Source organism: Helicobacter pylori SA213A (assembly GCF_000476275.1).
Taxonomy (GTDB): domain Bacteria; phylum Campylobacterota; class Campylobacteria; order Campylobacterales; family Helicobacteraceae; genus Helicobacter; species Helicobacter pylori_CL.
In genome coordinates this window covers 84,805-99,034 of the sequence record NZ_CBOM010000001.1, presented here as the reverse complement: position 1 = coordinate 99,034, position 14,230 = coordinate 84,805, and the positions used below count along the sequence as shown (strand labels likewise).

The following is a 14,230-nucleotide window of genomic DNA, read 5'->3' as shown; positions in this document are numbered from 1 at the left end:
TAAAGGCTAGATAAAAACGGGGTTTGGTTTTGTTCTATAATAAAACTCGTAAAGCTAAACTCAAAACAAGTTAAAAAATTATCAAGCACCATTTTGTTCTATTTTTCTTAAAGCCTTCAAAATATAGCGTTTGATATAAGATCCCACGCTTTCTTCTTCTTCGTTAGCCATTTTCTCTAGTTTTTGGTATTGCTCATCAGAAAAATACAAGCTTACAGCGCGAGTTTTTTTATTAGCGTCTGCTTTTGGTTTGCGTCCTAGTTTATTTTTAGTTCCCCTTAAGTGAGTTTCATCTGTGTTTTCTGTCTTTTTCATCAAGTTCCTTCAATCATCATCGCAAATCGCTTCAAAATAGCATATTAGCATAAAAGTAGCGTATAATGAATAATGTCGCAAGCGCTAATCATTCCTCATTTTAAGTTTATTAACGCTCGCTTGAAAAAGGCTTTCACCCCCTAAAAAGAACAAATCAAATCGGTAACACCCTGATATGACGATCCAACAATTCTTGCAAGGCGTTTTCAATGGCAAATAAAGTCCCGGTAGTCGCGCTCATGCACCCATCGCATGCCCCCATGTAGCGGATATACACATCAATGTAATCATCGCTTTCTTTAATGTCTAAAATCTCTAAATCCCCTCCGTCCATCATAAGCATAGCACGGATATTTTCATCAATGACTTTATCCACCGCTTTAATCTTTTGAACCATAGTCATTTCCCTGAAAGCCAATTCCCCATTTTGGGATTTATTCGCGGCGGCTTTAAGTTTTTCAGCTTCCATTTCTTCGCGCACTTCTTTAAGAATATCCACCAAGTAATAATCCCTTTTTTCATGCCCTCCCGGTCTCACGCAGCTTTTACAAAACGCGCCGGCTTTGGTGTAATTAGTGATTTCTTCAACGCTTTTTAAATCATTGAGCCTAATCACTTCCTTAATCGTGCCTAAACTCACCCTAGCGCACTCGCACACGATGATTTCTTCTTCAAAATCTTCAGCGTTTTTCCCCAAATACATGCCGGCAGCTTTTTTGATCACATCATACGCCATCACCGAGCAGTGCATTTTTTGCCCAGGGACAGCCGGCGTGTCTGGATCGTCTCTCAAGCCTCTTTCCACATCTAAATTCGTGATTTTTACCGCATCTTGGACTCTTTTATTCAAACACAACTCTACCATCATGTCTGAGCTTGCGATCGCTGTCCCGCAACCAAAGCTTTTAAACTTCGCGTCAACAATTCTATCCGTGCTTTCATCTACAAGCCAATACAACCTCACCGCATCACCGCATGCCTCTGCGCCATAATCCGCCACAATGAGCTTAGCGTTTTTAGCTTTAGCCTGCTCTTCGGTGATGACCCCTAAATGCGTGGGGTTATCCATGCGCCTTTGAACTTCTTTAGAATACGCATCCCAGAGAACCGAACCCACTAAATCATGTTTTGCCATTTTGATTCCTTTATATTCTTTTTAATAAGAGCTTGAAATGTTTCTCAATCTTACAGCCGCTTGAGAGAAAACTTCAATCGTTTTATCAATTTCAACTTCCGTGTTAAAACGGCTCAATGAAAGCCTGATAGCGGTATGAGCTAATTCCTTACTCGCTCCAATCGCTACCATGACAGGATTAGCCTCTAAATCCTCACTCGCACACGCACTCCCTGTGGAAGCGGCGATATTGGAGCGATTCAAATCCCACAGCATGGCCTCTCCTTCAATCCCTCTCACGCTGACTAAAGTCGTGTTAGGCACACGATGGATTCGATCCCCTACCACCATCACATCAGGGATTTTCAAAAGCGCTTCTTCTAATTTGTCGCGCAATTTCCCTACCACTTCTTTTTCATAGTCTAAATGCTCTACGGCTAATTTCATCGCTTCGCCCATGCCCACAATATAAGGCACATTCAAAGTCCCGCTGCGCCTGCCATTCATATGCTCTCCGCCATGAAAAAGAGGGGTCAATCCCACCCCACTTCTAATATACAACCCCCCAATGCCTTTAGGTCCATGAAACTTGTGTGCGCTAAAAGAAAGAAAATCCGCATTCGCTTTCAACACATCTACAGGGATTTTACCAATCGCTTGCACCGCATCGGTATGGAACAACACGCCCTTTTCTTTACAAATAGCCCCAATTTCTTCAATAGGGAAAATGAGACCGGTTTCATTATTCGCCCACATCACGCTCACTAGAGCGGTTTTTTCTGTGATCGCTTCTTTGACTTGATCGGCGGTGATACTCCCATGCTCATTAATGGGCAAGTAAGTAACCTCCACCCCCAAGCTTTCTAAAAAATTGCAAGTGGATCGCACCGCCGGATGCTCTGCAACCGTGGTTACAATATGGTTTTTGCCCTTTTTCAAACATTCATCAAAATACACGCCCTTTAAAACCCAATTATTGCTTTCTGTCGCGCAAGAAGTGATGATCACATCATCTATATCCCTAGCGTTAATGCCCTTATAAAGCTTATCTAGCGCTTCTGCAATGGCTGGGTGGGTTTCTGTGCCAAACTGGTGCAACGAGCTAGGATTCCCGTAATGATCCCTTAAAAAAGGATCCATGATCTCTTTGACTTTAGGGTCAATCCTAGTTGTAGCGTTATTGTCTAAATAAATTCGTTGTAACAAGGTTAATATTCTCCTTAAAAATTTTACATAGATTTCTTATCTAAGTCTAAATTATGATTAAATACAAGATATTTTCTTAATTTTAACTTAAAATAAGATGAATTTTTGAAAACATTTTGAGAAATGCGAACACCCCCATTAAAAACCAACATAGCCGCTATCAACCCGCTTAAGGTTTTTTAAGGGGTCTCCCGCGCCTGTCTTTTAAAGCGTCTATCCCCCCTTGTTGGTAACGCTTCTCCCACACATAGAGTTTTTGCAATTGTTTCGCTACTTCTTTTTTAGTGGGCTTAATGCCCCTAAGGTTATAAAGAGCGGTAATGATAATGGGCTTTGGGACATTAAACCTTTGGATAAATTCCAAACAATCTTTTTTGAGCTGGGAGTCTTGCTTGTTTTTAGTAATATCCACATGGCTTAAATATTGCAACACATAAAGGCGTTTTTCTTCATCTTCTTGCGCGATTTCTGGGGCTAACTCCATCCCTTGACTAACGCCTTTAAAAAACTTATTTGAAGCCTCTTGGGCGGGATAAACGCTCAAATAAGTTTCTAGTAAAGAAATCACTCTTTTTTGCTGTTCCAATAGTGCGTCTATCTTGGCACTCAAACGATTTATTTTACTTTCCATGCGTTCAATGGTAACTAGTAAAAATAAATAACTATTTAATCATTAAAAATGATTATTCTAATACCATGCTCCAAATTAAGATGTATTTTTAGTATCATGCTACAATAAGGAAACACAAAATGATTTCAAAGAAAAAGGGCTTAAAATGAAAACTTTTGAAGTAATGATTCAAACCGATTCACAAGGGTATTTGGACGCTAAATTTGGCGGTAACGCTCCTAGAGGGTTTCTCAACCCAAACGGCTTACCCACTTATTCGCCTAAAATCTCATGGCAAAAAGTGGAAGGCGCTCAAAGCTATGCGTTAGAACTTATTGATCATGACGCTCAAAAAGTGTGCGGCATGTCGTTTGTCCATTGGGTCGTGGGCAATATTGCTCATAATGTTTTAGAAGAAAACGCTTCCATGATGGATAAAAGGATTACTCAAGGGGTCAATTCGCTCACTCAAGGCTTTATCCGTTCACCGCTCAACGAAAGCGAAAAACAACGCTCCAATCTCAATAACAGCGTCTATATCGGCCCCATGCCCCCTAATGGCGATCACCATTACTTGATTCAAGTGTATGCCCTAGACATTCCTAAACTCGCCTTAAAAGCCCCTTTTTTCTTAGGCGATTTGCATGACAAAATGCGCAACCATATCATCGCCATAGGGAGAAAGGAATTTTTATACAAGCAGTTTGTGAGGAAATAAAGTTTAGGGGCTTGATCCAATAACCTTGTTTGGCTTCCAACGCTTTTTAATTTTTTAAAAAGCGGTTTTTAGTGGTTTATGATATACAACAAAATAACAATTAAAATACCAATAACAAGGATATAATATTCACGACCAAACTTCTCCGCTTTCTCAAGTGCCTCGCCAATAGCCGCTACTACAAAACATGCAACAATCAACAAAAAGAATGATATTAAAAACACTTTAAACACGAACATGCATCAACTCCTTATCAAACCATTCATTCAACACTACCTATAATTTTTAAAACGCTCCCTAACTTCCTTATCTAATTCTAGCACTTCATCTAAATTAGAAAGCTTGAAAGGCGTTTTAGCGTATGATTCTAAGGCTTGAGAAATGATTTGGATAAGGCCACCAAAAGCGATTTCTTGATTTAAAAACTTCTCCATCGCCACCTCATTGCTCGCGTTCAGCACCACGCCAAGCTTTGGGTTTTCTAGCAACAAGTCTTTATAACGCCACAAGGTGTAGCGCTCCATGCTAATGGGTTCAAATTTAATCGCGCTTAAAGCGTATAAATCTAAGGGCTTAATAGAAGCGTTCAAGGAAGCTAATTTGGGGTTAATGGCGTAGCTTATGGGTAATTTCATGTCCGCGCTCGCTAAATGCGCGATGACAGAGTTGTCTTCAAACTCCACCAAAGCATGCACGATAGAACTCCTTTCAATCAGCGCATCAATCTTTAAAGACGCACCAAAAAGCCAATAAGTTTCTAGGATTTCAAAAAGCTTATTGACCATGCTCGCTGAATCAATGGTGATTTTAGATCCCATGCTCCAGTTAGGGTGCTTGAGCGCGTTTTGCACATTTTGAATAGGAATAAATTCTAAAGGCGTGTCCCTAAAAGCCCCCCCACTCGCGCTAATGATTAAAGATTTAGGCTTTAAAGTCTTGTTTTGCAACAACGCCCACAAACCAAAATGCTCGCTATCAATAGGCGTGATTTGTGAAATGTCTAATAAATGCCCCGCGCTCACCAAACTCTCTTTATTCGCTAGGGCTAGTTTTTTGTTCCTTTGTAAGCTTTTAAAGCTCGCTTTCAATCCTGCCACGCCCACAATGGCGTTAAGGACTAAATTGGAAACGCACTCTTCTATCATCGCATCAATGCCCTCTAGCCCTACAAACACTTCCGCGCCCAAAGGCTCTAAATCATTCAAATCGCTAGGATCTAAAATCGCCACTTTCTTGGGTTTGAAAATTTGGATTTGCTCATTGATTAGAGCGATATTTTTCCCACAGCTTAAGGCTTCTATTTCTACGCCAAATTTTTTTGCGATTTTTAGGGCGTTTTTCCCAATAGAGCCGGTGCTTCCTAAAACAACCATTCAATCCCCTAAAAATACCGCCGTCTCTTTCCAAACTTCTAAAAAATACAACAACGCATGCAAGCCTAAAGCCCCAAAAAGCATGGAATCCAATCGGTCTAAAACGCCCCCATGCCCGGGTAAAATCTTACCGCTATCTTTGATCCCGGCCTTTCTTTTCAAATAGCTTTCATACAAATCCCCAAACACCGCCACAAGAGCGATTAAAAAACTAAAAAAGAGCGCCATAAGAAAGCCTCCGCTCAATTTCCCCATGCCCACAAACGATCCTAAAACGCTCGCCAAAACAACGCCAATCAACGCGCCCTCTAAGGTTTTATTCGGCGAAGTGGGCGTGAAAGAGGTTTTGCCTAAAAGCTTGCCTCCAAAAAACGCCCCCACATCGCTTGCCACCACCACGACTAAAAGCCAAATGATCGCTACTGCGCCAAAATCCTTATAAACCCCAAAAAGCGCAAAAAACCCAACGCCCGGGTATAAAAAGGGTAAAATGGCTTCGCTGTGGTGCGCTTTTTGATAAGCGATGATGCTAGCCATGACCATGGCACTGATAAGAGCGCATTCTATTGGGCACCCGTTAAAATACGCCGCTACCCATGACAACACTAAAATGAGATACAGGCTAAAGCTCGCTTTAACTTGAAATAATCTTAACGCTTCAGAAAACCCCACCGCATAAATCCCCCCTAAAACCGCCCAAAACAACAACAAATTGTCCGCATACAAAATCAAGCCTGCCACAATGATTAAAACAAACCCTGTAATGTAACGAGACTTTTCTTTAAATAACTCTTCTTTCACTTTTTTCCTTAATCAATTAAATATTAACGAAACCAAAAAATAGCTGAACGCGCTAATCAAAACAACGCCCACCAAATTAAGCCACAAACCGGCTTTAATCATATCCGTTATTTTAACATACCCAGAGCCATAAGCTATTGCATTGGGTGGGGTGGCTACAGGGAGCATGAACGCGCAAGTCGCGCTCAAGGCTACAGGAATGGTCAATAACAAGCTCTGATGGTTTTCATAACCCATGCCCATCGCCACTCCCCCAATCACCGGTAAAAACGCGGCAGCGGTGGCGGTGTTAGAAGTGATTTCGGTTAAGAAAATGACCATTAAAGTGACCATGACAATGATGAATAAAATCGGTAAATGCGAAAAGCCAGAAACCAAATGCCCGATCCACAAACTCAACCCGGTTTTAGAAAATTGCGCGCTCAAGGCTAACCCACCGCCAAATAAAAGCAACACATCCCAAGGGAGTTTTTTAGCAACACCCCAATCAATGAGCCTATCGCCCTGATTGTTAGCGGGCAAAATGAATAAAAGTGCAGAAACCCCCATAGCGATCACTGAATCAATTTTATCTATCTTAATGCCCAAAGATTTTAAAATCGTATCTAAAAAAATCCACCCTAAAGACGCCAGGATAAAAATAATCCCCACAGAGATTTCCGCCTGACTCAAACGGCCTAGTTTGTTTAACTCTGATCTAACGACTTCCTTACCCCCTGGGATTTCTTTAATCTTTAAAGGGAAAATCGCATAAGTGAGCAAGAGCCACGCTAAAATGAGCATGATAAAGGCTAACGGCGTCCCAAACACCATCCACTGAGCGAAATCAATTTCAATATTGAAAGCGGTTTTCATATAGCCGGCCAATAAAGCGTTAGGCGGCGTGCCAATCAGAGTGCCTAAAGAGCCAATAGAAGCAGAATAAGCGATGCCAAGCATCAAGCAAATACTGAAATTCGTGCGATAGATAGTAGTCTTTTCTTGAATGACTTGGGTAATGTCTTTGCCCTTATGCACGATATTACTCATAATACCCCCATGCGCTTTGGTGATTTCTTCTTTTTGATAGAATGCATTAGAGGCGTTTTCTTTACCCACCAGTTTAGCGACTAATTGCAAAACGCTCATGCCAACAGGAAACATCATCACCGCCGTTGCGGTATTGCTCACCCACATAGACAAAAAGCCTGTGGCTATCATGAAACCTAAAATCAACCTCCTAGGGCTTGTGCCTACTAATAAAATAATGCTTAAAGCGATGCGCGTGTGCAAGTTCCATTTTTGCATGCTTAAGGCTAAAATAAACCCTCCCATAAAAAGAAAGATAATGGGCGATGCGTAAGAAGAGCTAACGCTAGAGAATTGATCCACGCTAAAGACGCTAAAAAGCACCAAAGGTAAAAGCGCGGTTGCGGGCAAATCAATGGCTTCAGTCATCCACCATATCCCCATTAAAACAGCCACCCCCGCCACAACAGGCATCGCCTTATAATTTAAGGAACTGAGCTTGGGGATTTCTTCTACAATATGAGGCATTTGAGCGTTTAAAGCGTAATAGATAACAAGTGCGATTAACGCTCCCCCTATTAACCCCAACAAGCGCACGATCTTAGTGCTTTTATCATCGGCGTGCGTGTCGGTATGCATATTGGCATGCGAATGATTTTCCATTTTATTTTACCCTTTAAAATTACTAACCTACATGCTACAATAAAACTTTTTCAAAACTAAGATTTTAGAAAAATCATATCAAAATAGGAAAAAGAGTGGTAAAAGAAAGTGATATTTTAGTGGTTGGTGGGGGGCATGCAGGCATTGAAGCGAGCTTGATTGCGGCTAAAATGGGGGCTAGAGTGCATTTAATCACCATGCTCATAGACACGATCGGTTTAGCGAGCTGTAATCCGGCCATTGGGGGCTTGGGTAAAGGGCATTTGACTAAAGAAGTGGATGTTTTAGGGGGGGCTATGGGGATTATTACGGATCATAGCGGTTTGCAATATCGTGTGTTAAACGCTTCTAAAGGGCCGGCAGTTAGAGGGACTAGAGCGCAAATTGATATGGACACTTACCGCATTTTTGCAAGAAACCTTGTTTTAAGCACCCCTAATTTGAGCGTCTCTCAAGAAATGACCGAAAGTTTAATCCTTGAAAATGATGAGGTAGTGGGCGTAACCACAAACATTAATAACACTTATAAAGCTAAAAAAGTGATCATCACCACAGGCACTTTTTTAAAAGGGGTGGTGCATATTGGCGAGCACCAAAACCAAAACGGGCGCTTTGGGGAAAACGCTTCCAATTCTTTAGCCTTGAATTTAAGGGAGCTTGGCTTTAAGGTGGAGAGGTTAAAAACCGGCACTTGCCCAAGAGTGGCGGGCAATAGCATTGATTTTGAAGGATTAGAAGAGCATTTTGGGGACACAAACCCTCCCTATTTCAGCTATAAAACCAAAGATTTTAACCCCACCCAACTCTCATGTTTTATCACTTACACTAACCCCATTACCCACCAAATCATCAGGGATAATTTCCACCGAGCCCCCCTATTTAGCGGTCAAATTGAAGGCATAGGCCCAAGGTATTGCCCTAGCATTGAAGATAAAATCAACCGCTTTAGCGAGAAAGAACGCCACCAGCTGTTTTTAGAGCCTCAAACCATTCATAAAAGCGAATATTATATCAACGGCTTAAGCACTTCTTTACCCCTAGATGTGCAAGAAAAGGTCATTCATTCTATCAAAGGCTTAGAAAACGCCCTCATCACGCGCTATGGCTATGCGATAGAGTATGATTTTATCCAGCCTACAGAATTGACCCACACTTTAGAAACCAAAAAAATCAAAGGGCTTTATTTAGCCGGGCAAATCAATGGGACTACCGGCTATGAAGAAGCGGCGGCTCAAGGGCTTATGGCTGGGATTAATGCGGCATTAGCCCTAAAGAATCAAGCCCCCTTTATTTTAAAGCGCAATGAAGCTTATATCGGCGTTTTGATTGATGATTTAATCACTAAAGGCACGAATGAGCCTTACAGAATGTTTACCAGCCGAGCCGAATACCGCTTGCTTTTAAGAGAAGACAACACGCTTTTTAGATTAGGCGAACATGCCTATCGTTTAGGGCTTATGGAAGAGGATTTTTATAAGGAATTGAAAAAAGACCAACAAGCAATACAAGAAAACTTGAAACGCCTTAAAGAATGCGTCCTTACCCCTAGCAAAGAAGTGTTAAAACGCTTGAATGAATTAGATGAAAACCCTATCAATGACAAGGTTGATGGCGTTAGCCTTTTAGCGCGCGATAGTTTTAATACAGAAAAAATGCGCTCCTTTTTTAGCTTTTTAGCCCCCTTGAATGAGCGGGTTTTAGAGCAGATTAAAATTGAATGCAAGTATAATATTTATATTGAAAAACAACACGAAAATATCGCTAAAATGGATAGCATGCTCAAAGTTTCTATCCCTAAAGGTTTTGTGTTTAAAGGCATTCCAGGCCTAAGCCTAGAAGCGGTAGAAAAATTAGAAAAATTCCGCCCCAAAAGCCTTTTTGAAGCCTCAGAAATCAGCGGGATCACCCCGGCGAATTTAGACGTTTTGCATTTGTATATCCATTTGCGAAAAAACTCTTAAAGGATTTTTAATGAACGCTTTAGAAATCACCCAAAAGCTCATCAGCTACCCCACCATTACGCCCAAAGAATGCGGTATTTTTGAATACATTAAATCGCTTTTTCCTGCTTTTAAAACCCTAGAGTGTGGGGAAAATGGCGTGAAAAACCTTTTTTTATACCGCATTTTTAACCCCCCCAAAGAGCATGCAGAAGAAAAGCATATAAAAGAAAATGTTAAGCCCTTGCATTTTTGCTTTGCGGGGCATATTGATGTCGTGCCTCCTGGAGATAATTGGCAAAGCGATCCCTTTAAACCCATTATTAAAGAGGGGTTTTTATACGGCCGTGGGGCGCAAGACATGAAAGGGGGCGTGGGGGCGTTTTTGAGCGCGAGTTTAAATTTTAACCCTAAAACCCCTTTTTTGCTTTCTATGTTACTCACAAGCGATGAAGAAGGGCCAGGGATTTTTGGCACAAAACTCATGCTAGAAAAACTCAAAGAAAAAGATTTGCTGCCTCATATGGCGATTGTGGCTGAACCCACTTGCGAAAAAGTCCTAGGCGATAGCATCAAAATTGGCCGAAGAGGCTCTATTAATGGCAAACTCATTTTAAAAGGCGTTCAAGGGCATGTGGCTTACCCGCAAAAATGCCAAAATCCTATTGATGCGCTCGCTTCGGTTTTGCCCTTGATTTCAGGAGTTCATTTAGACGATGGCGATGAGTGTTTTGACCCTTCAAAATTAGTCATCACCAACTTGCACGCAGGGTTAGGGGCTAATAATGTAACGCCCGCAAGCGTAGAAATTACCTTTAATGCACGCCATTCTTTAAAAACCACCAAAGAAAGTTTGAAAGAATATTTAGAAAAAGTTTTAAAAGATTTGCCTCACACTTTAGAATTAGAGTCAAGCAGTTCGCCTTTCATCACGGCTTCTCATTCAAAACTTACCAGCGTTTTAAAAGAAAATATTTTAAAAACATGCCGCACCACCCCCCTTTTAAACACCAAAGGCGGCACGAGCGATGCACGATTTTTTAGCGCTTATGGCATAGAAGTAGTGGAGTTTGGCGCCATTAATGACAGGATCCATGCCATTGATGAAAGGGTGAGCTTGAAAGAATTAGAGCTTTTAGAAAAAGTGTTTTTGGGGGTTTTAGAGGATTTGAGCGAGAAATGAATGGGGAGTTTTGGCGTAAGGGTTTTATTTTTAATACCAACGCCTTTTTCGCTGGCAAAAACCACCAAACCAACTCAAGCTTTAGCACGCTAGTATCCATTTATTATAGCCTTATAAGAGTGGGGCAATGCTTGACAAAGTAACCAAAGCTTGCTACAATTTTTTATGCCCTTTTTTGTTTTTGCAGTTTTTACATGCTCCTGTTGTTAAAAATTAAAATTCTTAAGGGCTTTTACCAAGCCACTCTTAAAGGGGTGGCTCAATCAACTTTTTAAAACAAACTCTTTTAATACAGCTTCTCACTAGTATCCCCTATCGCATGGCAATCCAGCTCAAGCGTTGGAACGCGCTTAAAAGAGAAGCAATTCTCAATCATTTTCTTTATTGCACCAATAAAATGGCATTCAATAAGGCTTTAATCGTCAATATTTGATTATAGTTATAGAGAATTACATTTTTTCAATAGGAGATTATCATGCTAGGGAGTGTTAAAAAAACCCTTTTTGGGTTCTTGTGTTTGGGTGCGTTGTGTTTGAGAGGGTTAATGGCAGAGCCAGACGCTAAAGAGCTTGTGAATTTAGGTATAGAGAGCGCAAAGAAGCAAGATTTCGCTCAAGCTAAAACGCATTTTGAAAAAGCTTGTGAGTTAAAAAATGGCTTTGGGTGTGTTTTTTTAGGGGCGTTCTATGAAGAAGGGAAAGGAGTGGGAAAAGACTTGAAAAAAGCCATTCAATTTTATACTAAAGGTTGTGAATTAAATGATGGTTATGGGTGCCGCCTACTAGGAAATTTATACTATAACGGACAAGGCGTGTCTAAAGACGCTAAAAAAGCCTCACAATATTACTCTAAATCTTGTGAATTAAACCATGCTGAAGGGTGTACGGTCTTAGGAAGCCTACACCATTATGGCGTAGGCACGCCTAAGGATTTAAGAAAGGCTCTTGATTTATATGAAAAAGCTTGCGATTTAAAAGACAGCCCCGGGTGCATTAATGCAGGATACATGTATGGTGTAGCAAAAAATTTTAAGGAGGCTATCGTTCGTTACTCTAAAGCATGCGAGTTAAAAGATGGCAGGGGGTGTTATAATTTAGGGGTTATGCAATACAACGCCCAAGGCACAGCAAAGGACGAAAAGCAAGCGGTAGAAAACTTTAAAAAAGGTTGCAAATTAGGTGTTAAAGAAGCATGCGACGCTCTTAAGGGATTGAAAATAGAACTTTAGTTTTAATGAAGTTAAGCTAAACGCAACGTTTAGCTGGCTTTTACGCTTTTTAATGTTTTAATGGAAGCATAAACCCTACAAACTAATCTTTTAATCATAATAATAAAGCTTTTATATCGCACCCATTCATTGCCGTTTTTAGATTGGTATTTTAAGGGTTTAAGCATTTTTATTCAAACCCCTAAAAAGGGTTTTACCCCTTACAACGCTTTCAACAGCACGCTATTTAAACGCTCATTAAAACTTTTAGCGTCTTTTAAAGCCCCTTTTTCTAAAAGCTTCGCCCCATCATAAAGCAACCAGATAAAAGCGCTCAACTGCTCTTTATCTTCGCATTTTAAGAGTTTTTGCAAAATCGCATGGTTAGGGTTTAATTCTAAAGTTTTCTTGCTTTCAGGCACGCTTTGGCCCATTTGACGCATAAAATTAGCCATCATCGCATTTTGTTCATCGCCTATTAAAGCCACCGCTGAAGTGAGATGATTGGAAAGCTCTACGCCTTTAATCTCATCTTTAAGATTTTCTTCAAACGCTTTCATTAAATCTTTAAACTGATCTTTTACCTCATCATGGATTTCTTCCAAACCAAGCTCTTTCAAACTCTCGCTATGGCTAGCGTCTCTAAAAGGCGTTTTATCGTATTCATTCACGCCTGGCATCACAAACGCATCAATTTCATCGCTCAATAACAAAACATCATAGCCTTTTTGAGCGTATTTTTCCAAAATGGGGGACGCCTTTAATAAGTCTAAATTTTCGCCCAAAAGGTAGTAAATGCTTTTTTGATTTTCTTTTAAATTTTCTTTGTATTCTTTCAAAGAAATCAATTTTTCTTTGTCTTTAGAATAGAATCTTAACAATTCTAAAAGTTTTTCTTTGTTTTCAAAATCCCCATACAAGCCTTCTTTTAACACTTTCCCAAAAGGCTCATAGAATTTATGGTAATTCTTGTTATCCTTGCTCAAGCGCTCAATCTCGCTTAAAATCTTTTTCACTGAAGCCGAACGGATATTGGCTAAAATCTTGTTTTGCTGTAAGATTTCACGGCTCACATTCAAGGGCAAATCTTCGCTGTCAATCACGCCTTTAACAAACCTCAAATAAGACGGCAACAATTCTTTGTCATCATCAGTGATAAACACCCTTTTAACATAAAGTTTGACCCCGCTTTTATAATCCACCCTAAACAAATCAAAGGGTGCTTTGCTAGGAATATAAAAAAGCGTCGTGTATTCTAAAGAGCCTTCCACTTTATTATGGATATAGCTCAAAGGCTCGCTGTTGTCATGCGCAAACGATTGGTAAAAGTCTTTGTAATCCTTGTCTTTCAATTCACTCTTATTCATTTTCCATAAAGCGCTCGCTTGATTGATCTGATCGCACTTTTCTTCTTTAATTTCTTTTTTATTATCCCCTTCGCCTTCAAATTTCGTATCGGTGTAAGTTAGAAAAATAGGGAAAGGGATATGCTCAGAATACTTTTTAACAATGTTATCAATCTCCCAACGGCTCGCAAAATGAGAATCTTCTTCTTTTAAAAAGAGGGTGATTTCTGTGCCTTGCTCCTCTTTAACGCATTCGCTGATTTCAAACTTGCCCTTACCATCGCTCACCCATGCATACGCTTGCTCGCTGGTTACTTTTTTGGTTTGAACGACAATCTTACTCGCTACCATAAACGCCGAATAAAAGCCCACGCCAAATTGGCCAATCAAGGCTCTATCTTTTTTCTTATCCCCACTCAAAGCGCTTAAAAAACTCTTCGTGCCTGATTTGGCGATCGTGCCTAGATGCTCGATGAGATCGCTTTTATCCATGCCTATACCATTATCTTTAATCGTTAAGGTCTTTTTCTGGCTATCAAAACTCAAATGAATGCTAGGCGTGGTATTGAGCCCTTTTAATTTCTCATCGGTTAGCATTAAATAATTCAGCTTGTCCAAAGCGTCGCTCGCGTTAGAAATCAACTCTCTTAAAAAAATCTCTTTATTAGAATACAAAGAGTGGATCATCAAATCCAAAAGCTGGTTGATTTCAGTTTGGAAGGTGTATTCTTGATTAGACATTGATC

The 14,230-nt window shown here is 40.4% G+C and carries 14 protein-coding genes; 5 read left to right on the top strand and 9 right to left on the bottom strand.

Annotation, left to right across the window (positions count from 1 at the left end; translation table 11 throughout):
• Nucleotides 1–81 precede the first annotated feature (81 nt).
• The 4 genes from QT74_RS00500 to QT74_RS00485 all read right to left on the bottom strand — a co-directional run bounded on the left by QT74_RS00500 (nt 82) and on the right by QT74_RS00485 (nt 3,266).
• Nucleotides 82–315: a ribbon-helix-helix domain-containing protein gene (locus QT74_RS00500; protein ID WP_000750558.1), complete on the bottom strand. Its 234-nt coding sequence runs from the start codon at nt 313–315 to the stop codon at nt 82–84.
• Between the two features lie 154 nt (nt 316–469).
• Nucleotides 470–1,450 (bottom strand): iron-sulfur cluster assembly scaffold protein NifU, encoded by a 981-nt coding sequence (locus tag QT74_RS00495; RefSeq protein ID WP_033763773.1) that lies wholly within the window; start codon nt 1,448–1,450, stop codon nt 470–472.
• Nucleotides 1,451–1,471: 21 nt separating this feature from the next.
• On the bottom strand, nt 1,472–2,635 hold the full coding sequence (locus tag QT74_RS00490) for a NifS family cysteine desulfurase (protein WP_033763771.1): 1,164 nt from the start codon (nt 2,633–2,635) through the stop codon (nt 1,472–1,474).
• A gap of 169 nt (nt 2,636–2,804) precedes the next feature.
• Nucleotides 2,805–3,266 (bottom strand): helix-turn-helix domain-containing protein, encoded by a 462-nt coding sequence (locus QT74_RS00485; RefSeq protein ID WP_000444096.1) that lies wholly within the window; start codon nt 3,264–3,266, stop codon nt 2,805–2,807.
• Nucleotides 3,267–3,411: 145 nt separating this feature from the next.
• On the opposite strand from QT74_RS00485, the gene QT74_RS00480 reads away from it, so the two are divergent.
• Complete coding sequence (locus tag QT74_RS00480; RefSeq protein ID WP_033763769.1) at nt 3,412–3,963, top strand: YbhB/YbcL family Raf kinase inhibitor-like protein; 552 nt, start codon at nt 3,412–3,414, stop codon at nt 3,961–3,963.
• Nucleotides 3,964–4,031: 68 nt separating this feature from the next.
• On the opposite strand, the gene QT74_RS08465 is transcribed toward QT74_RS00480, so the two are convergent.
• From QT74_RS08465 to QT74_RS00465, 4 genes are read right to left on the bottom strand one after another with little or no spacing between them, the layout of a single operon-like run.
• Nucleotides 4,032–4,202: a hypothetical protein gene (locus QT74_RS08465; RefSeq protein WP_154195316.1), complete on the bottom strand. Its 171-nt coding sequence runs from the start codon at nt 4,200–4,202 to the stop codon at nt 4,032–4,034.
• A 33-nt stretch (nt 4,203–4,235) separates the two neighbouring features.
• Nucleotides 4,236–5,336 carry a 1-deoxy-D-xylulose-5-phosphate reductoisomerase gene (gene dxr, locus QT74_RS00475; RefSeq protein WP_033763768.1) on the bottom strand — a complete coding sequence of 367 codons (1,101 nt, stop codon included), beginning with the start codon at nt 5,334–5,336 and terminating at the stop codon, nt 4,236–4,238.
• Complete coding sequence (locus QT74_RS00470) at nt 5,337–6,137, bottom strand: phosphatidate cytidylyltransferase (RefSeq protein ID WP_033763767.1); 801 nt, start codon at nt 6,135–6,137, stop codon at nt 5,337–5,339.
• Between the two features lie 12 nt (nt 6,138–6,149).
• A complete protein-coding gene (locus QT74_RS00465; protein ID WP_033763766.1) occupies nt 6,150–7,808 on the bottom strand; it encodes an SLC13 family permease in 1,659 nt (552 codons plus the stop codon).
• Between the two features lie 95 nt (nt 7,809–7,903).
• On the opposite strand from QT74_RS00465, the gene mnmG reads away from it, so the two are divergent.
• The 4 genes from mnmG to hcpA all read left to right on the top strand — a co-directional run bounded on the left by mnmG (nt 7,904) and on the right by hcpA (nt 12,159).
• Nucleotides 7,904–9,769 (top strand): tRNA uridine-5-carboxymethylaminomethyl(34) synthesis enzyme MnmG, encoded by a 1,866-nt coding sequence (gene mnmG, locus QT74_RS00460; RefSeq protein WP_033763765.1) that lies wholly within the window; start codon nt 7,904–7,906, stop codon nt 9,767–9,769.
• 10 nt (nt 9,770–9,779) lie between these two features.
• Nucleotides 9,780–10,931, top strand: a complete 1,152-nt coding sequence (gene dapE / locus QT74_RS00455) for a succinyl-diaminopimelate desuccinylase (protein WP_033763764.1) — start codon at nt 9,780–9,782, stop codon at nt 10,929–10,931.
• Nucleotides 10,928–11,074 (top strand): hypothetical protein, encoded by a 147-nt coding sequence (locus tag QT74_RS08035; protein WP_162971673.1) that lies wholly within the window; start codon nt 10,928–10,930, stop codon nt 11,072–11,074. Before dapE ends, QT74_RS08035 begins: the two co-directional genes overlap by 4 nt.
• Nucleotides 11,075–11,406: 332 nt before the next feature.
• Entirely contained in the window at nt 11,407–12,159 is a 753-nt protein-coding gene (gene hcpA, locus QT74_RS00450; protein WP_033763763.1) for a Sel1-like repeat protein HcpA, read from the top strand.
• 200 nt (nt 12,160–12,359) lie between these two features.
• Here the strand turns inward: hcpA and htpG are convergent, their stop codons facing one another.
• The gene (gene htpG / locus QT74_RS00445; protein ID WP_033763762.1) at nt 12,360–14,225 is read right to left on the bottom strand and encodes a molecular chaperone HtpG; all 1,866 of its coding nucleotides are present in this window, start codon (nt 14,223–14,225) and stop codon (nt 12,360–12,362) included.
• Nucleotides 14,226–14,230: the final 5 nt, after the last annotated feature.